This is a genomic window from Paraburkholderia graminis, assembly GCF_003330785.1.
GTDB classification, from domain to species: Bacteria; Pseudomonadota; Gammaproteobacteria; order Burkholderiales; family Burkholderiaceae; genus Paraburkholderia; species Paraburkholderia graminis.
In genome coordinates this window covers 2,149,461-2,170,678 of sequence record NZ_CP024934.1, presented here as the reverse complement: position 1 = coordinate 2,170,678, position 21,218 = coordinate 2,149,461, and the positions used below count along the sequence as shown (strand labels likewise).

Annotated in this window: 17 protein-coding genes; 4 read left to right on the top strand and 13 right to left on the bottom strand. The window is 64.6% G+C overall.

Features of this window, described 5'->3' with window-relative positions:
- Nucleotides 1-60 precede the first annotated feature (60 nt).
- The gene (locus CUJ91_RS09625; RefSeq protein ID WP_107706829.1) at nucleotides 61-750 is read left to right on the top strand and encodes a TetR family transcriptional regulator; all 690 of its coding nucleotides are present in this window, start codon (nucleotides 61-63) and stop codon (nucleotides 748-750) included.
- Nucleotides 751-847: 97 nt separating this feature from the next.
- On the opposite strand, the gene CUJ91_RS09620 is transcribed toward CUJ91_RS09625, so the two are convergent.
- From CUJ91_RS09620 to CUJ91_RS09610, 3 genes are all read right to left on the bottom strand, one after another.
- On the bottom strand, nucleotides 848-2,059 hold the full coding sequence (locus tag CUJ91_RS09620) for a tetratricopeptide repeat protein (protein ID WP_107706830.1): 1,212 nt from the start codon (nucleotides 2,057-2,059) through the stop codon (nucleotides 848-850).
- Between the two features lie 132 nt (nucleotides 2,060-2,191).
- Entirely contained in the window at nucleotides 2,192-2,872 is a 681-nt protein-coding gene (locus CUJ91_RS09615; protein WP_006051744.1) for a PspA/IM30 family protein, read from the bottom strand.
- Nucleotides 2,873-3,289: 417 nt separating this feature from the next.
- The gene (locus CUJ91_RS09610) at nucleotides 3,290-3,979 is read right to left on the bottom strand and encodes a plasmid mobilization protein (RefSeq protein WP_029968619.1); all 690 of its coding nucleotides are present in this window, start codon (nucleotides 3,977-3,979) and stop codon (nucleotides 3,290-3,292) included.
- 532 nt (nucleotides 3,980-4,511) lie between these two features.
- On the opposite strand from CUJ91_RS09610, the gene CUJ91_RS09605 reads away from it, so the two are divergent.
- Nucleotides 4,512-7,013 (top strand): penicillin-binding protein 1A, encoded by a 2,502-nt coding sequence (locus tag CUJ91_RS09605; protein WP_006051741.1) that lies wholly within the window; start codon nucleotides 4,512-4,514, stop codon nucleotides 7,011-7,013.
- A 156-nt stretch (nucleotides 7,014-7,169) separates the two neighbouring features.
- Here the strand turns inward: CUJ91_RS09605 and CUJ91_RS09600 are convergent, their stop codons facing one another.
- The 4 genes from CUJ91_RS09600 to CUJ91_RS09585 all read right to left on the bottom strand — a co-directional run bounded on the left by CUJ91_RS09600 (nucleotide 7,170) and on the right by CUJ91_RS09585 (nucleotide 13,977).
- Nucleotides 7,170-7,889: a glycosyltransferase family A protein gene (locus CUJ91_RS09600; protein ID WP_107706760.1), complete on the bottom strand. Its 720-nt coding sequence runs from the start codon at nucleotides 7,887-7,889 to the stop codon at nucleotides 7,170-7,172.
- A gap of 228 nt (nucleotides 7,890-8,117) precedes the next feature.
- Complete coding sequence (locus tag CUJ91_RS09595) at nucleotides 8,118-9,686, bottom strand: efflux transporter outer membrane subunit (RefSeq protein WP_107706761.1); 1,569 nt, start codon at nucleotides 9,684-9,686, stop codon at nucleotides 8,118-8,120.
- Between the two features lie 2 nt (nucleotides 9,687-9,688).
- Entirely contained in the window at nucleotides 9,689-12,817 is a 3,129-nt protein-coding gene (locus CUJ91_RS09590) for an efflux RND transporter permease subunit (protein WP_053858173.1), read from the bottom strand.
- Nucleotides 12,814-13,977 carry an efflux RND transporter periplasmic adaptor subunit gene (locus CUJ91_RS09585; RefSeq protein WP_107706762.1) on the bottom strand — a complete coding sequence of 388 codons (1,164 nt, stop codon included), beginning with the start codon at nucleotides 13,975-13,977 and terminating at the stop codon, nucleotides 12,814-12,816. The genes CUJ91_RS09590 and CUJ91_RS09585 overlap by 4 nt, the downstream gene beginning before the upstream one ends.
- A 217-nt stretch (nucleotides 13,978-14,194) precedes the next feature.
- Here CUJ91_RS09585 and CUJ91_RS09580 point away from each other — a divergent pair, with 217 nt between their 5' ends.
- Nucleotides 14,195-14,812: a TetR/AcrR family transcriptional regulator gene (locus tag CUJ91_RS09580; protein ID WP_029968608.1), complete on the top strand. Its 618-nt coding sequence runs from the start codon at nucleotides 14,195-14,197 to the stop codon at nucleotides 14,810-14,812.
- A gap of 99 nt (nucleotides 14,813-14,911) precedes the next feature.
- On the opposite strand, the gene CUJ91_RS09575 is transcribed toward CUJ91_RS09580, so the two are convergent.
- Entirely contained in the window at nucleotides 14,912-15,124 is a 213-nt protein-coding gene (locus CUJ91_RS09575) for a hypothetical protein (protein WP_006051735.1), read from the bottom strand.
- 275 nt (nucleotides 15,125-15,399) lie between these two features.
- Here CUJ91_RS09575 and CUJ91_RS09570 point away from each other — a divergent pair, with 275 nt between their 5' ends.
- Nucleotides 15,400-16,410, top strand: coding sequence for a LysR family transcriptional regulator (locus tag CUJ91_RS09570; RefSeq protein WP_006051734.1), 1,011 nt, complete (start codon nucleotides 15,400-15,402; stop codon nucleotides 16,408-16,410).
- On the opposite strand, the gene CUJ91_RS09565 is transcribed toward CUJ91_RS09570, so the two are convergent.
- From CUJ91_RS09565 to CUJ91_RS09545, 5 genes are all read right to left on the bottom strand, one after another.
- Entirely contained in the window at nucleotides 16,407-16,796 is a 390-nt protein-coding gene (locus CUJ91_RS09565) for a cupin domain-containing protein (RefSeq protein WP_006051733.1), read from the bottom strand. The two genes, CUJ91_RS09570 and CUJ91_RS09565, sit on opposite strands and share 4 nt — an antisense overlap.
- A 185-nt stretch (nucleotides 16,797-16,981) precedes the next feature.
- Complete coding sequence (locus CUJ91_RS09560) at nucleotides 16,982-17,212, bottom strand: DUF2795 domain-containing protein (protein ID WP_006051732.1); 231 nt, start codon at nucleotides 17,210-17,212, stop codon at nucleotides 16,982-16,984.
- A 183-nt stretch (nucleotides 17,213-17,395) separates the two neighbouring features.
- Nucleotides 17,396-17,650 (bottom strand): hypothetical protein, encoded by a 255-nt coding sequence (locus CUJ91_RS09555; RefSeq protein ID WP_029968601.1) that lies wholly within the window; start codon nucleotides 17,648-17,650, stop codon nucleotides 17,396-17,398.
- Nucleotides 17,651-17,984: 334 nt separating this feature from the next.
- Nucleotides 17,985-19,322 carry a C45 family autoproteolytic acyltransferase/hydrolase gene (locus CUJ91_RS09550; RefSeq protein ID WP_029968600.1) on the bottom strand — a complete coding sequence of 446 codons (1,338 nt, stop codon included), beginning with the start codon at nucleotides 19,320-19,322 and terminating at the stop codon, nucleotides 17,985-17,987.
- A gap of 140 nt (nucleotides 19,323-19,462) precedes the next feature.
- Complete coding sequence (locus CUJ91_RS09545) at nucleotides 19,463-21,196, bottom strand: ClcB-like voltage-gated chloride channel protein (RefSeq protein WP_029968599.1); 1,734 nt, start codon at nucleotides 21,194-21,196, stop codon at nucleotides 19,463-19,465.
- Nucleotides 21,197-21,218 lie beyond the last annotated feature (22 nt).

Genomic DNA, 21,218 nt, shown 5'->3' with positions numbered 1-21,218 from the left:
TTTAGAGTACGTCTATCAAACGCGCGTCCCGCGCGGCGATTGAAAGTCACCATGAACGCGATGAAATCCGTATCGGAAACGGCGCGGCAGCCCGCGCGCGACGCTGCGGCAGAACAGGAACTGCCGCCCGGCAAACGCAAACTGATCGAAGCCGCGTTGCGCTTGACCGCGGGCGGGCGCGGCTTCGCGAGTCTGGGTCTGCGCGAACTCGCACGCGAGGCGGGACTCAATCCGAACACGTTTTATCGGCATTTCGGCACGCTCGACGAGCTCGCGCGCGAGGCCGTCGATTCGGTCAGCCGCCGCTTGCGGCCGATGCTGCGACGCGAGCGCTGGCTCGCCGCGCACGACGAACCGCATAGCGTGCCGCGGCGCGCGTGCGTCGCGTTCTTCATGTTTGCGCTCGAAAACCGCGATGCGTTTCTCAGTGCGTTAGCTGAATATCACGGCACGTCGCCGGCACTGCGCGAAGCGGTGCGCGCGACGCTTCATGCGGTGTCAGCGGAAATGGCCGACGACGTCGTTCAGTTGCAGCTAATGCCCACACTTTCGCACGATGTCGTCGATGAAGTCTGCACGCAGATCGTGCTGCAACTGTTTCATCTCTCCGCCGAGTATCTCGATGCCGACGCCGCGCGCCGCGATGCGCTCGTCGGCTATGCGGAGCGTTTTATCGTGAGGCTTTTTGCGGGCTCGGTGCTGCTCGCGCAGCAGGAGGAGGTGCGGGCGCCTGTCTCGCGGCGCGCGTGATTTTCGCTGAACGTGCAGGCAAAAAAAACAGGCTCCGTGTAGGAGCCTGTCTTCAATGCACACGCGGAGAGTGCCGCGACTGAAAGAGCGCGAGGACTCAGGTATTGTCGTCGCTCCAGCCGCCGGAATCGTCGTTGCTGCCCATGTCGATGCCGCCACCGCTGTTGTCGTTCCAGTCGTTCGAGCCCTGGCCGAAATCGAGCCCGCCGCCATTGTCGCCTGAGTTGCCGCGCCTGCGCCCTTCATCGTCGACGATGACGTCGCGCTCCACGACGCGTTCACGCCCCGAGTTCAGCGCCTCGCCGAGCAGCACGCCGGTCAGCAGCCCGCCCATGCCGCCGCCGAAACCGCCGCCTTGCTGCACGACAACAGGCGGTTGCTGCTGATACGGACCTTGCTGCGGATAGGGCGCTTGCGGCGGATTGCCGAAGCGCTCGGCTTCGCGCGCATACGGCGACTGCTCGTTGCCTGCCGCGGCTGCTGCGTTCGGATCGGGCCGGCCTTCGGCGCGTGCGCGCAGGCTGCCGATACGCTGCTCCAGTTCATCGAGCTGATACGGCGGCACCGGATTCTTGCTGTTCGACAACGCTTCGACGAGCGTGCGCAACTGGTCTTCGGTTGCTTCGACTTCCTTTTCGAGCGCTTCGTGACCGGGCGCAGTGGAGAGCTTCACGTCGAGTTTCAGCGAACGCACGGTGTTGAGCAGGTCGGTTGCACGCTTGAGTTGCACGCGACGATCGTCGTTCGCGCGCGTGTCGTCTTGCGTGCGGGCGCGGCGCAAGGTCCAGCGCAACACGAGCGCAATCACGCCCACGATAAGCAGAATGCCGACCCACATACCGATGCCCGGGCCGTGGCGCTCAGGCGCTTGCGGCACTTGCGGCGCGAGTCCGGCCTGTTGCTGCACGGCCGGTGCATTCGCGTTTTGCTGGGCGAACGGGTTGTCCGCGCGGCTCGTCGATTTGGCGTTGGCGTTGCCCACCCGTTCGGCGTCCCGACGAATGCGCGCCTCGACTTGTGCGAAGCGCGTGGGGTCGGTGAAACGGATTTGCGGGTCGAGCGTCTTTGCCTGTTGAAGCTGCGCGAGCGCGTCGCCATAGCGGCCTTCACGGTCGAGCACCTGGCTGTACAGGTAATGCGCGCGCGCATTGTTCGGATGCGCCTGCAGCACTTCGGACAAGCCGGCGTCGGCCTGCTGCCAGTTGCCTTGCGACATCGCGGATTCGATCTGCTGCACGGTCGGCACGGCAAACGCCGCGGCCGAAACGAGCATGAGCGAGACGAATGCGCTTGCGATAAGTTTTTTCATTTGCGGACCGGGCGTCATACGCCCGTCTCCTTCAGTCGATTGCGCCGGGCCGGCGATCCGGCGGCGGCCGGCGGCCGGCGGCCGGTTAAACATCCACGCTCACCGGCCTGCCGTCAGACACTACTCACGCAATTACTGGGCCGGCGTATTGAGCTGCTTCTTCAGCGCTTCGAGACGGTCTTCCACCGACGGGCCGCGGTTCAGATCCGCGAGCTTGTCGTCGAGCGCCTTGCCGCTTTTGACGTCGGCGGAATTCAGGCGTGCGTCCGACCGTGCATTCGACAGTGCGACCTTGTCCTCGAGCTTCTGAAAATCTTCGGAAAGGTTTTTTCCGCCGATGCCGCCGAGCGCCGTCGCAGCGACGTCTTTCGCCTCGGCGATTTGCTGCTTGGCCTGGAGAATGTTGGACCGCGCGTTCAGATCGTTGCGGCGCGCGCGCATGTCTTCGATCTGGCTCTTCAATTGCGCGACCGACGGCTCGAGCGTGGCGAGTTCCTTCGTCAGTGCATCGCGTTCCGCCTCGGCGGTGGCTTGCGCGCTCAGCGCTTCACGCGCGAGCGCTTCGTCGCCGGATTGCAGCGCACGCTTCGCGCCGTCTTCATACTTCTTCGCCTTGTCGGCGGCAACATCGCGCTTGCTTTGCTGCGTGGCCACCTGCGCCTGAATCTCGATCAGCGAATTTTCGGCCTTGCCGATGCTCTCGTCCAGTTCGCGCACGATCTGGCGCGAGTCGCGCGACGGGTCCTGCACGGAGTCGGCCGCGTCGTTCAGGAGACCTTTTAGCGTGCGCGAAATGCTGTCAAAAAGCGACATGAAAACCTCCAAAGAATGGTGTCGGCGCTGAATAGTTCACGCGCGTTCGATTGCTTGCCACTGCTACTTTACGCCGCCGCGCGACAAGCAGCGCAGCGTTCGGACCGGAGGTCGGGGCGCGCGTGCGGAATGCAATAGCACGAGCGCAAATTGTCCGGCCGGTTCGCGCATGCGTCGCGTGATGAAGCGGCAAGCTTCGATGATAAACACGCGAGCGCGTCCCTCCAGCGGCTCGCGGATATTACACCACGGGCTCTCTTAAAATGCGCTTAAAGGGCACGATGCGCGAGCCGCTCAGTGTGCGAGCGGCGAGTGTCGTCGGCGTGAATTGAGCGATGGTTGCGAAAGCGTAAGCGCGCGGAGACGATGAGCTTGCATCGTACATTCGCCTTACACCTCCATTGCGTTTCGCCGGCGCTAGGCGAAGCGTCCGCCTTCGGGGCCCAGATCGCCTTGCGGATCGTCGTCATCGCGCGCGATGTCGAGGCGAGGGCGCTTCAATACGCTCTTTATGTGCGTCTGTACTTGCGTCTGCGTGGTGACGGCAGCGGGCGCCGGCTTCTGATCGGCAGCCGCTCGGGCCGCGGCGACTCGCGCGACGGCTTCGGCCGTAGCGACGGCGTCTTCATCGACATCGGCAGTGAGCGCGGCCAGCACATCGGCGGGCAGCAGCGGGGCGGGTTCGGAAGGAGCGGGTTGAGATGCGTGCGGCGCGCTACCCGCAAGCGCTTTGCCTGACGACGTCATCGGCTCATGCGCCGCGCGGTTCGCCGCATCGGGCAGTGCGTGGTTTGCGTCGGCGTTCGCGAGTCCGCTCGCCTCGCTGCTCGCGCGCGTGCGCAAGCCTGGCGGCAGCGCCGCGCGCGCATGCTCCGTGTCCTGCGCGACGCGCCGCAGCGCGGCGTCGAGCGCATCCGGTGCGCGCGGCGCATTGAGCCTGTCGACGATGCTCGCCGCTTTCACCTGCTCGCTCGTCGCGTCGAAACTCAGCACCGCGCGCCGCATGAGCTCGCTGACGCTGATGCCGAGCTCGTCGGCGGTGGCGGCGATCGCGCGTTTCTGCGCGGGCGTAACGAATACGACGATGCGTTCGCTGGGCTTTGTCATGATCGGCTCGCATACTTTTGTTGGTGTGGCGCTTCGCGGCGCGCATCGGCGTGCGCCGAATCCATCATATGACGAGTTGCGCCGATCGCAAACGGGCGCGTCGTGAAAATGCCGTGACATCAACGGCTTGTGGCGTTTTTGGTGGGCTTGTCCACAGGCTTGTGAACGTTTTCTGTTGATAACTCGCGCTGTGTGCGCAAGCGCATCGAAAGCTTGCCGAATCTACTCAAGCCCGCGCCGCCGGGGCCGCCGCGAAGGGAATTCTTACAAAAAAACTGCGTTGAGCGCGGCTTGATTTCTTTAAAATGCGCTGTTACGTTGCGCCGGACACTGTTCGGGCGCGCCGTGGCGACTCGCGGGGGCAAAGGGTCGCGCGGCGGTTTGCGTCCCGGACAACGCCCGCTCAGGATTCATGCGCGCTTCAAGCGCGAGAACAAGGCGTTGAATCATGGCATCCGGTCATGGCATTCAGTCATCCACTGAGTCATGAGACTGAGTCACGCCATTGATTCACGCGCCCACTATTCCAGTCATGCCAATCATCAAACGACCGCATTCTTCGCATTCTCCCGCCGGTCAAGACCGGGACTCCTACCGCCGCACCGAGGGACGCAACGCCGCTTCGCGAGATCGCGAAGAACGCGGCCGCCCGATCGGCGCGACCATCGCGATCTGGTTCGCGAGCTTCGCGGCGATTGTCGCCGTGGTGGGCGCGCTGATCGTCGGCTATGCGCTCGTCGTGATGGGGCCGAACTTGCCCTCGCTCGACGCGCTCACCGACTATCGTCCGAAAGTGCCGCTGCGCGTCTACACGGCGGACCATGTGCTGATCGGCGAATTCGGCGAGGAGCGGCGCTCCCTCGTGCGCTTCCAGGACATCCCCGACCAGATGAAAAAAGCCGTGCTCGCGATCGAGGACTATCGCTTCTACGAGCACGGCGGCGTCGACTTTCTCGGCATCTTGCGCGCGGGTTTCGCGGACCTCGCGCACGGCGGCGCGTCGCAGGGCGCGAGCACGATCACGATGCAGGTCGCGCGCAACTTCTTCCTGTCGAGCGAAAAGACCTACACGCGCAAGGTTTATGAAATGCTGCTCGCGTACAAGATCGAGCGCGCGTTGACGAAGGACCAGATTCTCGAGCTGTACATGAACCAGATTTATCTGGGTGAGCGCGCGTATGGTTTTGCCGCGGCGGCCCGCGTGTACTTCGGCAAGGATCTGAAAGACATCACGCTCGCGCAGGCCGCGATGCTCGCGGGTCTGCCGAAAGCGCCGTCCGCGTATAACCCCGTGGTGAACCCCAAGCGCGCGAAGATCCGTCAGGAATACATTCTGAGGCGCATGTTCGAGCTTCGCTATATCAGCCAGGAGCAGTACGACCAGGCGGTGAAGGAAGAGATTCACACGCGCAATCCGGGCAACGAATACAGCGTGCACGCCGAGTACATCGCCGAAATGGTTCGGCAGATGATGTATGCGCAGTACAAGGACGAAACCTATACGCGCGGCCTGAACGTGACGACCACGATCGATTCCGCCGACCAGGACGCCGCGTATCGCGCGGTGCGCAAGGGCGTGATGGATTACGAGCGGCGCCACGGTTATCGCGGGCCGGAAGGTTTCGTGCAATTGCCGGCTGCGGGCGACGACCGCGATCAGACTATCGACGACGCGCTCACCGATCATCCGGATAACGGCGAACTCGTCGCCGCCGTCGTGACGGACGCGAGTCCGAAGCAGGTGAAGGCGCAACTCGTCGACGGCACGCAAGTCACGATGAGCGGCGAGGGCTTGCGTTTTGTGGCGAATGCGCTGAGCGCGCGCGCCGCGTCGGCGACGAAGATCAAGCCCGGCTCGATCGTGCGCGTGATGAGCGACGACAAGGGCAACTGGCAGATCACGCAGCTTCCGCAAGTGGAAGGCGCGCTTGTGTCGCTGACGCCGCAGGACGGCGCGATTCGCGCGCTCGTCGGCGGCTTCGATTTCAACAAGAACAAGTTCAACCACGTGACGCAGGCATGGCGTCAGCCGGGTTCGAGCTTCAAGCCGTTCATCTATTCGGCCGCACTCGACAAGGGCCTCGGACCGGCGACGATCATCAACGACGCGCCGCTGTACTTCCCGTCGAGCACGCCAGGCGGCGACGCATGGGAGCCGAAGGACGACGATCAGCCGGATGGTCCGATGCCGCTGCGTCTCGCGTTGCAGAAGTCGAAGAACCTGGTGTCGATCCGCATCCTGTCGTATATCGGCACGAAGTACGCGCAAGACTTCGTCACGCAGCGTTTCGGTTTCGATGCCGACAAGACCCCGCCGTATCTGCCGATGGCGCTCGGCGCGGGGCTCGTCACGCCGTTGCAATCGGCGGGCGCGTATTCGGTGTTCGCCAACGGCGGCTATCGGATCAACCCGTATCTGATCAGCGAAGTCACGGACGCGCGCGGCGAGCCGCTTTCGAAAGCCCAGCCGCTCACGGCCGGCCGCGACGCGCCGCGCACACTCGAGCCGCGCAACGCGTACATCATGAACAGCCTGTTGCATTCGGTCGCGACGGCGGGCACGGGCGCGGGCACCAACGCGCTGCATCGTTCGGACTTGCAGGGCAAGACGGGTACGACCAACGACGCAAAGGACGGCTGGTTCGCCGGTTATCAGCAATCGCTCGTCGCCGTTGCGTGGATGGGTTACGACCAGCCGAAGACGCTCGGCAGCCGCGAGTTCGGCGCGCAACTCGCGTTGCCGATCTGGGTCGAGTACATGCAGCGCGCGTTGCGCGGCGTGCCGCAAAGCGAGCCGGCGCAACCGGACGGCGTGACTTCAGTCGACGGCGAGCTGTTCTATTCGGATATGACGCCGGGGAATGGTTTCGTGGCGAGTATCGGGCTCGATTCCGCGAATCCGACGGCCGGTGTGAGCGATGCGGTCGGCGGCGTGGGCCCTGCGGGTATGACGCCGCCGGCGGTGCCGCCGCCGAGCGTGTCGTCGAACGAGAAGAAGCAGATCATGGATCTGTTTGAGTCGAATAAGCCTTGAAGATGGGAAGCGCGTGCGAGCGGTGCTCGCACGCGCTGTGTTCTGTGCAGACCGCAAGGCAATGCGGACTTATGCGCGGGTCTGCCGTGTCGCTGAGACTAAGCGGAGGGCCGCGGCGTGCAATGCCGCCGAACATGGCCCGGTGCAGGTTCTCTTTCAGTAGCCTGCCTCTCGGCGTATCTCTTTCAGTTGTGCGTAACTGATTATCTGAAAATGCTGATCGTCGTTAAATTGGGCGATGAGCTTTGAGTCGTCGGGTGGCGTTTCTCCAAACATCTGGTAGTGAAATGCAAGCGTGGTCACATAGTTGACAGTTGGCACGATTGAGTGGGCTCGCGTGTAGCCACCGGTCTTCACGGCACGCCAGAAAACCCTGTCGCCGACGATGCTCTCAGACGAGTCCTTGAAGAGCCAGACTGCGCATGCGGGAAACGCAGCTCGCGTCAGGAAATAGCAATTCGTGTCGTTGAAATCGATCCCGTTGGATTCCTTGCAGATGCCAAGCACGCGGCCGTCTGCCGCAATTATTGTGCGAGTAGCCGTGACCACCTGCGCACCCGTCATCTGTACTATTGAGCGCATCGTTTCGATGTGGTTTGGCTCGTACCAGTTGTCGGCATCGAGAAAGCAGATCGCATCGAAACCATTGGCAGCCGCGCACGCGGCACCTACTCCACGAGGAGTGTCTCCATAGTCACCGTGATTCGGAATCTTGATGTGGACGACGTTTTCCCAGCTATCGACATCGGCAGCAGGGAACCCATCGGCGACCATGAAGTGAGTGACGTCCCCTTGCTGTCCAAGGACGCTCTCGTGGCACCTTCGTAGAACGTCAAGCGGCTCTTTATAGTACGGGCTAATAACGGCGACTCGCATGAAGAATTCCCGAGGTATCCATGGAGCGGCGAATTATATATATCGGTAGGTCGCAGAAGGCTATCTCGATTAATGGTCGCGCGAGGTCTACGTCTTTAAGGCAATCCCCGCCGCTTATGCTTCATTCCGCACCGCTGCCGATAACCCCAGCCCGCTCAACGAGTTAGCCTGCTTATCAGAAAGTTTTCAACAGGCTCATGAACATCAACTGGGGATAACTCCGGCCGACTAATTCGTACCACCAGGTTTCGCCTCTACTCCCCGCGAAACCTCGCCCAAACTCGCCTGCCCACCGTCACCCCCCACAGGCGGATTCCCCATCGCCTGAAACAGCGCCGCCGTATCCGCGAGCCGTGCGCTCGTGTAGCGAATCTCATCGAGCTGCGCATTACGAAACTGCTGCTCGCTGGTCCGCGTCGACGACACCGGCACGGCGCCGAGCCGATAGCGCCCCGACGTTTCATCGAAAACACCCTGCGCCGAACGCGCCGCCGTACTCGCGGCATCCAGCGCCTGCGCGTCATGCTCGAGCGCGGCGAGCGTATCGGCGACGTTCTGGAACGCGGCGAGCACCGTTTGCTTGTATTGCGACACCGTGGCCTCGTAGGTGTTCATGGCCGCGCGGCGCTGCGCCATCAGCGCGCCGCCGTGAAAGAGCGGCTGCGACAGTGACGCGCCGATGCTCCAGATCGCGCCCGCGCCCGAAAGCGCGACCGGCCAACTGAAGCCGCCTTGTCCCATCGACGCGCTCAGCGACAGGCTCGGATACATCTGCGCGGTCGCCACGCCCACATCGGCGGCGGCGGCTTTCAACGCGGCGTCGGCGGCCTGAATGTCGGGCCGCGCACGCAAGAGTTCGCTCGGCACCACGACCGGCACCTGCTCGGGCAGATGCAAGCTCGCGAGTTGGAGATCGTCCGGTGCGGCGTCCGGCGTGCGGCCCAGCAGCACGGCGAGCGCGTGACGCGTCGTTTGCCATTGCTGCCTGAGCCCCGGCAGACTCGCCGACAAACTCGCCGCACTTTGTTGCGCGCTCAACTGATCGGCATGCGAGACGGCGCCAAGCGCATAGCGCCGCGCGGTGTCGTGAGCCTGATCGTTCGCGAGCGTGACGAGCCGCTCGGTTGTGTCGATTTGCGCGCGCAATGCCGCGCTCGTGATCGCGGCGCTCACGATGTTCGCAGCGAGCGCGCGCCGCGCGGCGTCGAGTTGATAGGCCTGCACGTTCACGCGCGCGGCGAGCGCGGCATCGGCGAGACGCGCGGCGCCGAACAGGTCGATCGTATAGTGCGCCTGCAATTGGCCGACGAAGATGTTGTACAGAAACGTGTTCGGGCCGATCTCCGGAATCGCCAGCGCGCGATTGCGGGTTGCCTGACCGCCCGCGTCGATGGTGGGCAGCATCGAACTGCCGATCTGCGCGCGCAGTTGCTCGCGCGCGGCGGCAAGCGTCTGTTCGGTGGCGGCGAGCGTCGGGCTATTGCGCAAGCCTTCGTCGACGAGCGCGTTCAACGCATCCGACCGATACAGCGTCCACCACTCGGGCACCGGTTTGCCGCCGACCATGAACTGCTGCGCGACGCCTTGCGCGGCGACGGTTTGCGCCGGTTGCGCCTCGCTGCCGTAGTGGAGCGGCTGCGGCATCGCCGGCGGCTCGCCGTTCGGTCCGAACGAACAGCCGGCAAGCGAAGCGGCGAGCGCGAAGGTGAAGCCCGCAAGCGCCGTGCTGCGCGAGACGCGTGCCGGCGAGAAAACCGCCAACCTGCGCAAGAGGCGGGAATGTGCGAACTGGTTCATGTTCAATTTCCCGTGTGCGCCGCGCCGGATTCGGGCGGCGTTTGCGGCTCGCGCTCGTCGTTGCGTACGCGGAACGACAGCGCGTAGAGAGCCGGCAGATAGAACAAGGTGAGGACGGTCGCGCTCGTGATGCCGCCCATCAGCGCGGTGGCCATCGGCCCGAAAAAGTTCGAGCGCAACAGCGGAATCAGCGCGAGCACGGCGGCGGCAGCGGTCAGCGTGATCGGCCGGAAGCGCCGCACGGTCGCGCCGACAATCGCGTCGAAGCGCTTTTGCCCCGAGGCGATGTCCTGCTCGATCTGGTCGACCAGAATCACCGAATTGCGCATGATGATGCCGAACATCGCAATCACGCCGAGCATCGCGACAAAGCCGAACGGCTTGCCGAACAGCAGCAGGGTGAAGACCACGCCGATCAATCCGAGCGGCGCCGTCAGCACCACCATCAGCACGCGCGCGAAGCTCTGCAACTGGATCATCAGCAATGTGAGCACGACGACGATCATGATCGGCATTTGCGCATTGATCGACGCCTGGCCTTTGCCGCTTTCTTCGACGGAACCGCCTATCTCGATCCGGTAGCCGACAGGCAAGCTCGCGCGAATCGGCGCGAGCGCCTTGTCGACGGCATGCGTCACGTCGATGCCTTGCGCGCCCGGCGCGACGTCGGACTGCACGGTGATGGTCGGCTGACGGTCGCGTTCCCAGATCACGCCGTACTCAAGATCGTTGCGCAGATGCCCGAGCGTGCCGAGCGGCACCGCGCCGTTCGGCGTGGGCATGGCGAGCGTGACGAGCTTCGCCGGGTCCACGCGCTCGGCTTTCGGCGCGCGCAGATCGACGCTGATCAGCTTGTCGCGCTCGCGATACTGCGTGACGGTATAGCCGGACAGCGTCATCGCGAGGAAGCTCGAAATGTCGTCTGAACTCACGCCCAGTTCGCGCGCTTTTGTCTGGTCGACTTCGAAGCGCACCGAGCGTTCGGCCGGCTCGTCCCAATCGAACTGCACGTTGCGCGTATCGCGGTCGGCGCGCAGCGTCGCGGCGACTCGCTCGGCGATCGAGCGCACCGTCGCGATGTCGTCGCCGCTCACGCGAAACTGCACGGGATAGCCGACCGGCGGCCCGTTTTCGAGGCGCGACAGGCGCGTGCGAATCGCGGGAAAGTTATTGCGCAGTTCGGGCTCGAGCCATTGCGCGAGCTTCTCGCGCTCTTCCACGGACTTTGCGGTGATCACGAACTGCGCGAAATTCGGCTGCGTCAGTTGCTGGTCCAGCGGCAGATAAAAACGCGGCGCACCGGTGCCGACGAAGTCCACCGAGTGATCGATTTCAGGGCGTCCCACAAGTACCTTTTCGAGCCGTTTCGCTTCGCGCAAGGTCGCGTCGAACGATGCGCCTTCGGGCAGCCGCACGTCCACCAGCAGTTCGGGCCGGTCCGAACTCGGGAAGAACTGCTGCGGCACCAGCGCGAAGCTGGCCATCGCCACGACGAACAGCACGATGGTGATGGCGAGCACGATGAAGCGCCGCTCGATACACCAGCCGATCCAGCCGCGCAGACGCTTATAGAAGCCCGTGTCGTAGATGTCGTGTTCGTGATCAGGAGCGTGGTGCGCCTCGCGCTTGCGCTCGGGCAGCAGGTGAAAACCGAGCAGCGGAATCAGCACGACCGCCGCGAGCCACGACGCGATCAACGCGATCGCCGAGACTTCGAAAATGGAGCGCGTGTATTCGCCGGTGCTCGACTTGGCCAAGGCAATCGGCAGAAAGCCCGCGACGGTGACGAGCGTGCCGGTCAGCATCGGAAATGCCGTGCTGGTGTAGGCGAACGCCGCGGCGCGCGTGCGGTTCCAGCCCTGCTCGAGCTTCACGGCCATCATTTCGACGGCGATGATCGCGTCGTCGACCAGCAGGCCGAGCGCAAGCACGAGCGTGCCGAGCGATACCTTGTGCAGTCCGATGTCGAACATGTACATGCACAGCGCGGTGACGGCGAGCACGACCGGAATGGAGATGACCACCACCATGCCGGTGCGCACGCCGAGCGACACCAGGCTCACCACCAGCACGATCGCGATGGCTTCGGCCACGGCTTCCAGGAAGTCGTCGACGGAATGAGCGACGGCGTGCGGCATGCTCGACACTTCGGTCAATTGCAAACCGGCGGGCAGCGCCTTGCGCAGGCCGACCATTTGCGCGTCGAGCGCCTTGCCGAGACGGATCACGTCGCCGCCCGGCTGCATCGTCACGCCGATGCCGAGCACCGCCTTGCCGCCCGCGCGCATCTGCGTGACGACCGGATCGTCGTAACCGCGCTTGATCGTCGCGATGTCGCCGAGACGGAACGAGCGGCCGTTGATGCGGATCAGCGTGTCGGCAAGCGCGTTCACGTCCTTGAACTGGCCGGTGGGACGCACGAACACGCGGTCGTCGGTCGTGGTCAGCGTGCCCGCCTGCGACACCGCGTTCTGCGAGTTGATCGCCTGCCCGAGTTGTTGCGGCGAAATGCCGAGCCGCGTGAGCTGCGTGTTCGTGATCTCGACGTAGATGTGCTGATCGGGATCGCCGAAGTAATCCACCTTGGCGACGCCGGGCACGCGCAGCAGCACAGTGCGCAACTGGTCCGCGTAATCGTGCAGTTGCGCGGGCGAGAAGCCGTCGCCTTCGAGCGTGAAGATGTTGGTGTAGACGTCGCCGAATTCGTCGTTGAAGAACGGACCCTGAACGCCTTGCGGCAAGGTCGCGGCGATGTCGCCGACTTTCTTGCGCACCTGATACCAGGTTTCGGGCACGTCCTTCACGGGCGCGGAGTCTTTCATCGTGAAGAACATCAGCGACTCGCCGGGGCGCGAGTAGCTGCGCACGAAGTCGATGGCGGGCGTTTCCTGCAGCTTGCGGCCGATGCGGTCCGTCACCTGTTCCTGGACCTGGCGCGCGGTCGCGCCGGGCCAGAAGGTGCGGATCACCATCACGCGAAACGTGAACGGCGGGTCTTCGGATTGCGCGAGGCGCGTGTAGGCGAGGGCGCCGAACGCGGTGGCCAGTGCGATCAGGAAGACGACCAGCGCCTGATGGCGCAGCGCCCACGCGGACAGATTGAAGCGTCCTTCTTCGTGTGTCGCGCTCATGAAGCGAAGTCCTCGGGATGCAGTGGCGCAATCGCGCGGACTTTCTCACCGGCGCTGACCGTATGCACGCCTTGCAGCACGACGTGTTCGCCGTTCTTCAGGCCCTGGCTCACGACGATCGTGCGCTCGTTATAGCGCGCGACCGTGACGCGGCGCAGCTCCAGCGCGCTGTCCGCCGCTCGCACGACCCACACGGCCGGCTGCGTGCCGTCGTGAAAGAGCGCGGTGGACGGCAGCACGAAAAAGCCGTGCTCGCCTTCGGCGTTGCTCGCCGCCGAAGACGAACGCGCCGACAGCGCGATGTCCGCGGTCATGCCGAGGCGCACGTCGGGCCCAGGATTCTCGAGCGTGAGTTTCGCGCGATAGGTGCGGCTCTGTGGATCGGCGGCGGGCGACAGTTCGCGCACGCGCGCCGTGAACTTGCGGCCAGGCAGTGCGCCGAGCGTGACGTTCGCCGTTTGCCCGACGGAGAGGCCGGCGAGCGCGCTTTCCGGCACGTCGCAGACCACGTCGAGTTCGCCGCTCCACGCGAGGTTGTAGACGGCCTGGCCCGCCGACACGTTCTGACCTGTGTCAGCCTGCTCGGCGGTGATCACGCCGGCGTGATCGGCGGCGAGCGTCGTGTATTGCAACTGATCTTTCGACAACGCCGCCTGCTGCGCCGCCTGATCGCGCTGCGCAGCGGCCGACGCATATGCGTTGGTGGTCTGCTCAAGTTGCGCGGGGGCGATCAGATTTTCCTTGGCTTGCGCCCGGTCGCGGTCGAGCTGCTGCTTCGCGTATTGATAGCTGTGCTCGGCGGCGGCGAGCTGCGCCTGCGCGCTCGCAGCGTTCTTTTGCGCATCCGCGGGATCGAGGCGGGCGACGATCTGGCCGCTCTTCACCACGTCGCCAAGACGCACGCGCCGCTCGACGATTTTTCCGCCGACGCGAAACGACAGCGGCGTCGAATAACGCGCCTGCACCTCGCCGGGCAGCGACGCGACGGGCGCGGCGTTGCCGTCCGCATGAACGGCGACGGCCACGACGGGCCGCGGCTCGGGCGCCGCGGCTTCCTTTTTCGAACACGCGCTCAACGCGACGACGCCCGCAAGCGCGAGCGCAACGGCGAGGCGGCGCGCACGCCGTTGCCCCGCGAGGCGAGGAGACTGCTGGCGCATCGCTTCAGATGCGCGGAAACCGGGACGCTTCACAATGACCCCAACCGGAAACAGCGAAGAACATGGCAGGCCGCAGCGGCATACCAGCGAAGAGCGCACGCCCGGTCATGCAATTGGCATACGCATCTGATTTTCAATGATGCCTCGCATTCTAATACACACCTGTATCTGAATGTCGATGTGAATTAGAATTCTTTTCGGTGCTAGACTTGCGCCCATGAAACGGCAAAGACTCACACGCGAGCAAAGCAAAGACCAGACGCGGCAGCGTCTGCTCGACGCTGCGCAGGCAACTTTTATGAAGAAGGGCTTTGTCGCGGCGAGTGTCGAGGACATCGCCGCGGCGGCGGGCTACACGCGCGGCGCGTTCTATTCGAACTTCCGCAGCAAGAACGAACTGTTCCTGGAACTGCTGCGGCGCGACCACGAGGCCATGCAGGCGGGCTTGCGCGCGATTTTCGAAGAGGCGGTCACGCGCGAGCAAATGGAAGAGCGCGTGATGCGCTACTACAGCAACCTGCATCGCGAGAACAAATGTTTTTTGCTGTGGGTCGAGGCGAAGCTGCTGGCGGTGCGCGACGGCCGCTTCCGGCTGCGGTTCAACGCGTTCATGCACGAGAAGCTCGAGCAGCTCGCCGCGTATGTGAGCGAGTTCTCGGAGCGGGTCGGCACACCGCTGCCGCTGCCGGCCGCGACGCTGGCGCTGGGCTTGATGGGTTTGTGCGACGGCGTGCAGTTCTTCTACACGGTCGATCCGCAGAATGTGCCGAGTGAAACGGCAGAAGCGGTGCTGGCTGGATTTTTCGCGCGCGTGGTGTACGGGCGCAGCGCCTGAGGGCGCGAGGTGCTTAAAGCGCGCGAGGGCGCGTGAAGCGCGAGCATGCGTGGGGCTGAAGATGCCCCACGCCTTTGCGCATAAGTCCCGCTGCGGGAATCAGTTTGTCGTGAACTGCGTGCAGGTATCGACGACGGGGCTCGCGCACACGAACGAATATTCGCCGCTGTAGCGCAGGACTTCTTTACCCGCATGAAGAACGACCTTGATGTCCGGGCAGCGCTCGTAAGCGATAAACGCCGAGCAGGCTGCGGCGGACCAGCAGACCAGAGAAAACGCGATTTTTTCGAGAAGCTGGAAACGGTGTGGCATGGCTAGAGGCTGACGAAATAGCTAGCGGTGAAATTGTTCAGGCGCCATCTTACCAGCATCTAAGGGTTTATACCTAGTCTGACTCCGCAATCACGGGTGAAACGTCGCGCGCACGCATCGGCCAAGCTGGCGGGATTGTCATGTAGAGGTCAGGGTTGGGACAGGTCGGGTCGATACAATCGATTCGTTGGGCAAATCCGCGCGAGCCTTGCCGCGCGGGGTGATGGAGGCGGCAGCGCGCGCCCGGCCCGGCATCTCGACGCAGGAGTCGCCCCATGAATCAATTGCAGTCCATGCGCGTGTTCGTCAAAGTGGCGGACCTCGGCAGTTTCGTCCGCGCGGCAAACGCGCTGGATCTTTCCACCGCTGTCGTCACGCGCCATGTGGCCGATCTGGAAGCGCGCCTCGGCGCCCGTTTGCTCAATCGCACCACGCGCCGTCTGTCGCTGACGGAGTCGGGCGCGACCTATCTGGAGCGCGTGCGTCATCTGCTCGACGATCTCGAAGGCGTCGAGCAGATGCTGGCCGCGCGCCATCACGAGCCGGTCGGCACCCTACGGATCGTCGCGCCGGTGGTGTTCGGGCTGCAAAGCCTCGCGCCGGCCGTGCAGTCGTACGCGGCGCGCTATCCGGACGTCGTGCCCGATGTGACGCTCGCCGACCGCCAGGCGGATCTCGTCGAAGAAGGTTTCGACGTGGGCATCATGGTCGGGCGTCCGGCGCGCAGTGCGAGCATCGTCACGCGGCGACTCACCACCTGTCAGCTAACCGTTTGTGCGACGCCGGCCTATCTCGCGCAGCACGGCACGCCGACGCGCCCCGACGATCTGTTGCGTCATCCGTGTCTGAGCCGGGCGCCCGAGCAGGGCGGCGAGGAGCGTGTGTTCAGCGGACCGGAAGGGCTCGTGCGCGTGAGGACCACCAACGCGATTGCCGCGAACAATAGCGAAATGCTGCGGCAGTTCGCGCTGCTCGGCATGGGCGTCGCGATTCTGCCGAGCTATCTGATTGGCCGCGACCTGGCGTCGGGCCGGCTTGTCGAACTGCTCGGCGATTACCGCCTGCCCGAGATCGAGATCACGATTGTCTATCCGAGCCGCCTTCACTTGCCGGCGAAGGTGCGGACTTTCGTCGATCACCTCGTCGAGCATTTCGAGTCGGACTTCACGGCGCCGGCGCGCGATTCGCGACATGCGAAGCGTGCAGGTGCGCTCGCGGGTTGCGGAGTCCGGCATGTGCGGCCACGAGCGGGCGCCGCCGCCGGTCTCGCAACGGCGCCGGGCTAGATCCAGAGATCGTTGACGGCCGTGCGTTCGTTGGTTGCTTCGCCAGTGTTCTTGACGCCGCGCGGCTCGATCAGCAGCAGCTTCACTTCGCGCTCCGCGAACGGCTTGTGTTCGGTGCCTTTCGGCACGACGAACATTTCTCCCGCCGACAGCGTCACGAAACCGTCGCGCATGTCGATGCGCAACTGGCCGTCCAGCACGATGAAAGTCTCGTCGGTGTCGGCATGCTCGTGCCACACGAAATCGCCTTCGATGCGCACGACCTTGAACTGATAGTCGTTCATTTCGGCAACGACGCGCGCTTGCCATTGGTCCTGGAACAGCGCGAGTTTTTCAGCGAAATTGATCGCGCGGTAGGTTTGTTGTTCTGGCTGGACGTCGGACATGTGGTGCTCCTTCCAAAGAGGGTTGCTGTCTCGGGAAAGAGCATAGCGCGCGCGGACGAGGCGCGTCTGGAACGTTTGTGCGCGGGAGCGGGGCGCGAGCGGCGGCGCTTAGGTCGCGCTTAGGTCGCCTTTAGGTCGGGCTTTTGACCGCGCTCACCTGCGCCCGCACTCACCTGCGGACAAACTCACACACTGAGTCCCGGCCCGAAATTGCCGCCGATCAGCCGCGTGACCGAATCGACGTCCGCGTAGTCCTGCTCAGGCAGGCCGTCGAGCATCGACAGGACTTCGTTGCTCGCACCTGCCTCGCGCGCCGCGTCGACGAGTGCGTCCTTGTTGGCGGGGAAATGGATTTCGCTGAGTACGTCGGAGATCTGCAAGTCGATGGATTCCCCGGGGATGGACGATGCCGTCATGCAAGCGCTCCTGCAGATAAAGTTGGAATGAATCGCGGCGCCGCCCGAGCCGCACAAGCCGCCGGCGCCGCTCAAGCCGCACGCGGACCGCCGCGAGCCGGAACTCCGTATTGCCGGCCGGTTCGCCGCACTCGACCCCTCGGTCGAAGCGGACCGAGCAAAGCCACGCAACGGGCGCTGCTGTCAGGTCTGCAAGCGCTCATTGCGCGCCGCAAACCCACGCTCCGGATGTCGCGACTTCGGCAGGACGATATGCTGCCATTGCTGCGGACGATTGTCGTCCGTGACGGCCACGTCAGGCGCTGCGGGGGCGACTGGCGCGGCGTTCGCGCGTTCGGCGAGGGTGCTCGCCGGCGTGCCGTCCTGCGCGGTGTGAACCGGCGCGGCAAAGCACGAAGCGGACAGCGTCACCATGGTCAACAGTGTCGAGGTTTTCATGCCCGACCTCCTAAGCTCATGCGGCGCTAAGCATTCAGCAAGGGCTGTGCCGTCCCCGCGTCGAAAGGAAAGCGCAAGCCGCGCGAGGCCGGGCTGCAAAGGCCGCGCGCTTTGGTCGGGCGGGGCGCGTAATGCTTGCCCAGCGGCCTGCAAAGCAAGCTTGCCGCGCGCCTCGTGACCACCCATTGTAAATCGCCGATGATGGCGCGGGAATGGCAGTCAAAAGGCAGTGGTGTTCAGCAGTTTGCAGGCGCGGCGGCGCGGCACGGCTGATCGCGCGAGCGGCTGTTCGCGCGTCGCGAAGCTCGCGTCGCTCCATCCTTGCACGCCGCCGCTACCTCAGCACATCGAAGCGCGTCCACGGCCACGACGGCCGGTCGCGCATATAGCCGTTCAGCCAGTTCCACTGCGGATGCCGCTTCATGAACGCCTGGGCGTCGAACGGCCGGCCGCACGGATGTCCCCAGCGCGCCGAGAACGCCATGTCGCGCGCCATCTCGCTGTCGACCACCTTGCCGTCGTTCGCGCCCCACGGATTGAACGGCCCGTGATCCGAGCCGCCGAAACGCGCGTCGTCCAGTTCCAGATGTCCGCAGATCGTGCGCGAACACGGGTTGTCGTTGCGATCGAGATAGACGTCGTGATGATCGGCGATCATCGCCTTCGCGAGCTCGACGTCGATCTTGCCGCGGTGCATCTCCTCGAGCTGCATGAAGCGCAGACGCCGCGCGCCGTTCTTGCGCACGTCGGTATAGTCCTCGCCTTCGCCGATGCATTCCTGGTTGCGGATCTTCAGATCGGTCGCCGTGTTGTAGCCGCTGTAGAAGCCGTCCTTCGTGCTCTCGAAGCCGGAGTAGTGCAGCCCCAGTTCATAGCGCGCGATCTCGCCGGTCTTGATGTCGCCGAGCAGCCAGCTATTCGCGTAGCCGCCGTTGTTCGCCACGGCAAACATTTCGCACCATTCGCCGATGCTGTTCGCGTATTGCGACGCGCGTCGAGAACGGTAGAACTCGGGCGCGCCCGCCGCGTTGTAGCCGACGAAGTTCGAGATGGTCGTCTCCGTCACCATCAGTCCCGCGGCCGTGACCCAGAAATCGGTGAGGCTCGAAATGCAGCCCGGCAGGCCCTGCATCAGAATGCGGTTGCCCTCGTCGGGCACGATGTCGAAGATGACGTTAAACGCGTCGCCCGCGGCGTAGCGGTCCCACGAGTTGTGCGCCATCACGATGCGGCCGTCGCGCGTGGCGTTGCCCGTTGCGATGAACGCGCTGCAATGATGGCCGCGCCGGCCGCGCCAGGGCTTGAGTCCGAGGCCGGGCTTTTGCTGGGCCGCGTGCGCGGGCCACCAGCTTTGCAGCAGGTCCATGTAGCCGTTCCACGCGAGCACTTCGGCGAACGGCAGTTTCGCGCCGTCCGCGATGCCCTGAATTTCGTCGGCGAATTCGGTGTCGAGCTTGTTGGCGAACTGCGAGACGGCGGCCTCGACGAAGGTGTCGAACTCTTCGCCGGTGTCCCATTTCGCAAGGTAGCGGGCGGTGCGGATTGCGTTGCGGATTTCGGCTGCGAGCAGTTGGCCGTGCTGTTCGCCGCGATCGTACGGCTCACCTTCGATATGCAGGAAAATCCAGCCCGCCTGGTCGCGGCGCGCGGCGTCAAGGGACGGTTCGCTCATCTTCCCTCCGATCGGATGGCGGGCGTCGCGCTCGCCCGGCCTGGCGTAAGCTCGCGCTGCCGATGCCGCCACAGCGTCTTTTCATTGTAGAGATTCTGCGATGCTTTGCACGGGCGCGCCGCCCGCGTGCGGAGCCGTGCTCAGCGCGTCGGATTCATGCGGAAGTACGCGTCCAGCAGCGACGTTTTATAAACCACGCCCGCAAGCCGCGGATGCGCGGCGCTTTCGACAACCGGCAGGCGCTCGCCCTGGAACGCCATGAAGTGCTGCAACGCGACGCCGAGCGGCATGTCGGGCGTGAGCACGTCGAAGTGCGGCTGAAGATAGTCGGCGGCGGTTCGCGTCGAGGTATCGCGCTTGTCGAGCAGATCGGACGTGATGTCCTTCAGCGCGACGACGCCGAGAAACGCGCCCGATTCGTTCGCCACATACAGATACTTGACCGGATATTCGAGGAACACGCGCGTCATGTCGTGCACGGTCGCATTGGGCGGCACGACGGTCTGCGCAGGGCGGATCAGCTCGCGCATCTGCGTCGCGCGCAGGCGCGTGCGTTCCTGCTCTTCCTGATTGCGGCGCAGCGTGATTTCGTACATCGACGTCTTGCCGATCGCCCGCGAGACAAAGTACGCGACGACGCACGAAAGCATGAGCGGCAACACCACCTGGTAGCTGAGCGTCATCTCGAAGATCATCAGGATCGCCATCAGCGGCGCCTGCGTCGCGCCCGCGAGGAAGGCGCCCATGCCGACCATCGCATACGCGAACGGCGCCGAGGTGCCGTGCGGCCACAACGCGTGCATGCTCTGCCCGAACAGCGAGCCGACCACCGCGCCGACGAACAGCGTCGGCGTGAACACGCCACCCACGGCGCCCGAACCGGCAGTGGCCGCGGTCGCCACCAGCTTGAACACCAGCACGACGACGAGCGCGGTCCACGTCCACGGCGAATGCAGGATGGAGTTGACGACGCTGTAGCCGTTGCCCCACACCTCGGGCGTCCATACGGACAGAATGCCGACCACGAGCCCGCCGAGCGCAAGCCGCGCGGGCAGCGGCAACGGCAGCTTGCCGAACAGCGCCTTGGAGCCGTCGAGCAGCCGCAGAAACTGCGGCGCGGCTGCGCCGCACAGCAGACCGAGCGCGACGAACAGCAACACCTCGACGCCCGCCACCGGCGGAAACACCGGCATTTCATACGGCGGCTTGTAGCCGGCGAATTCGCGCATCGTGATGTTGGCGACGACTGCCGCGACGACCACGGGCCCGAAGCTTTCCATCGCGATCGAGCCGAGCACGATCTCGGTGACGAAGAACGCACCCGCGATCGGTGCGTTATACGCCGAGGTGATGCCGGCCGCCGCGCCGCAGGCCACCAGCAGGCGCAGCCGCGGCGGATCGAAGTGCACCCAGCGCCCGATCAGCGAGGCCGCGAGCGCGGCAAGCTGCACCATCGGACCTTCACGGCCGATCGAGCCGCCGCTTGCAATCGTGAACAGCGACGAGACGCTGCGCCACAGACTCAGCTTGACCGGCACCACGCCGTCGCCGATCGCCACCGCCTCCATGTAGTCGATGTGATTGCATTTGTCGGCGTGACGACGGGCGATCAGCAGCAGCGAACCGGCGATCAGGCCGCCCGCCGCCGGCAGCCAGATGCGCACCGTCCACGGCAGGCTGCGCGCCATTTCGACAAAGCTGCCGGCCTTGCCGGCCACCAGCAGTTGCAGGATCTCGATGCCGCGGCGAAAGGCGATCGTCGCAAAGGCGCCCGCGACGCCGACCACCACCGACCAGACCAGCATCGTATGGGCGTCGGAGAGACGGAAAAGATCTTGCGCGCGGGTGCGCAGCTTCAGCAGGAATGAAAGCACGTCGGCGGTACGGAGCGGGAAG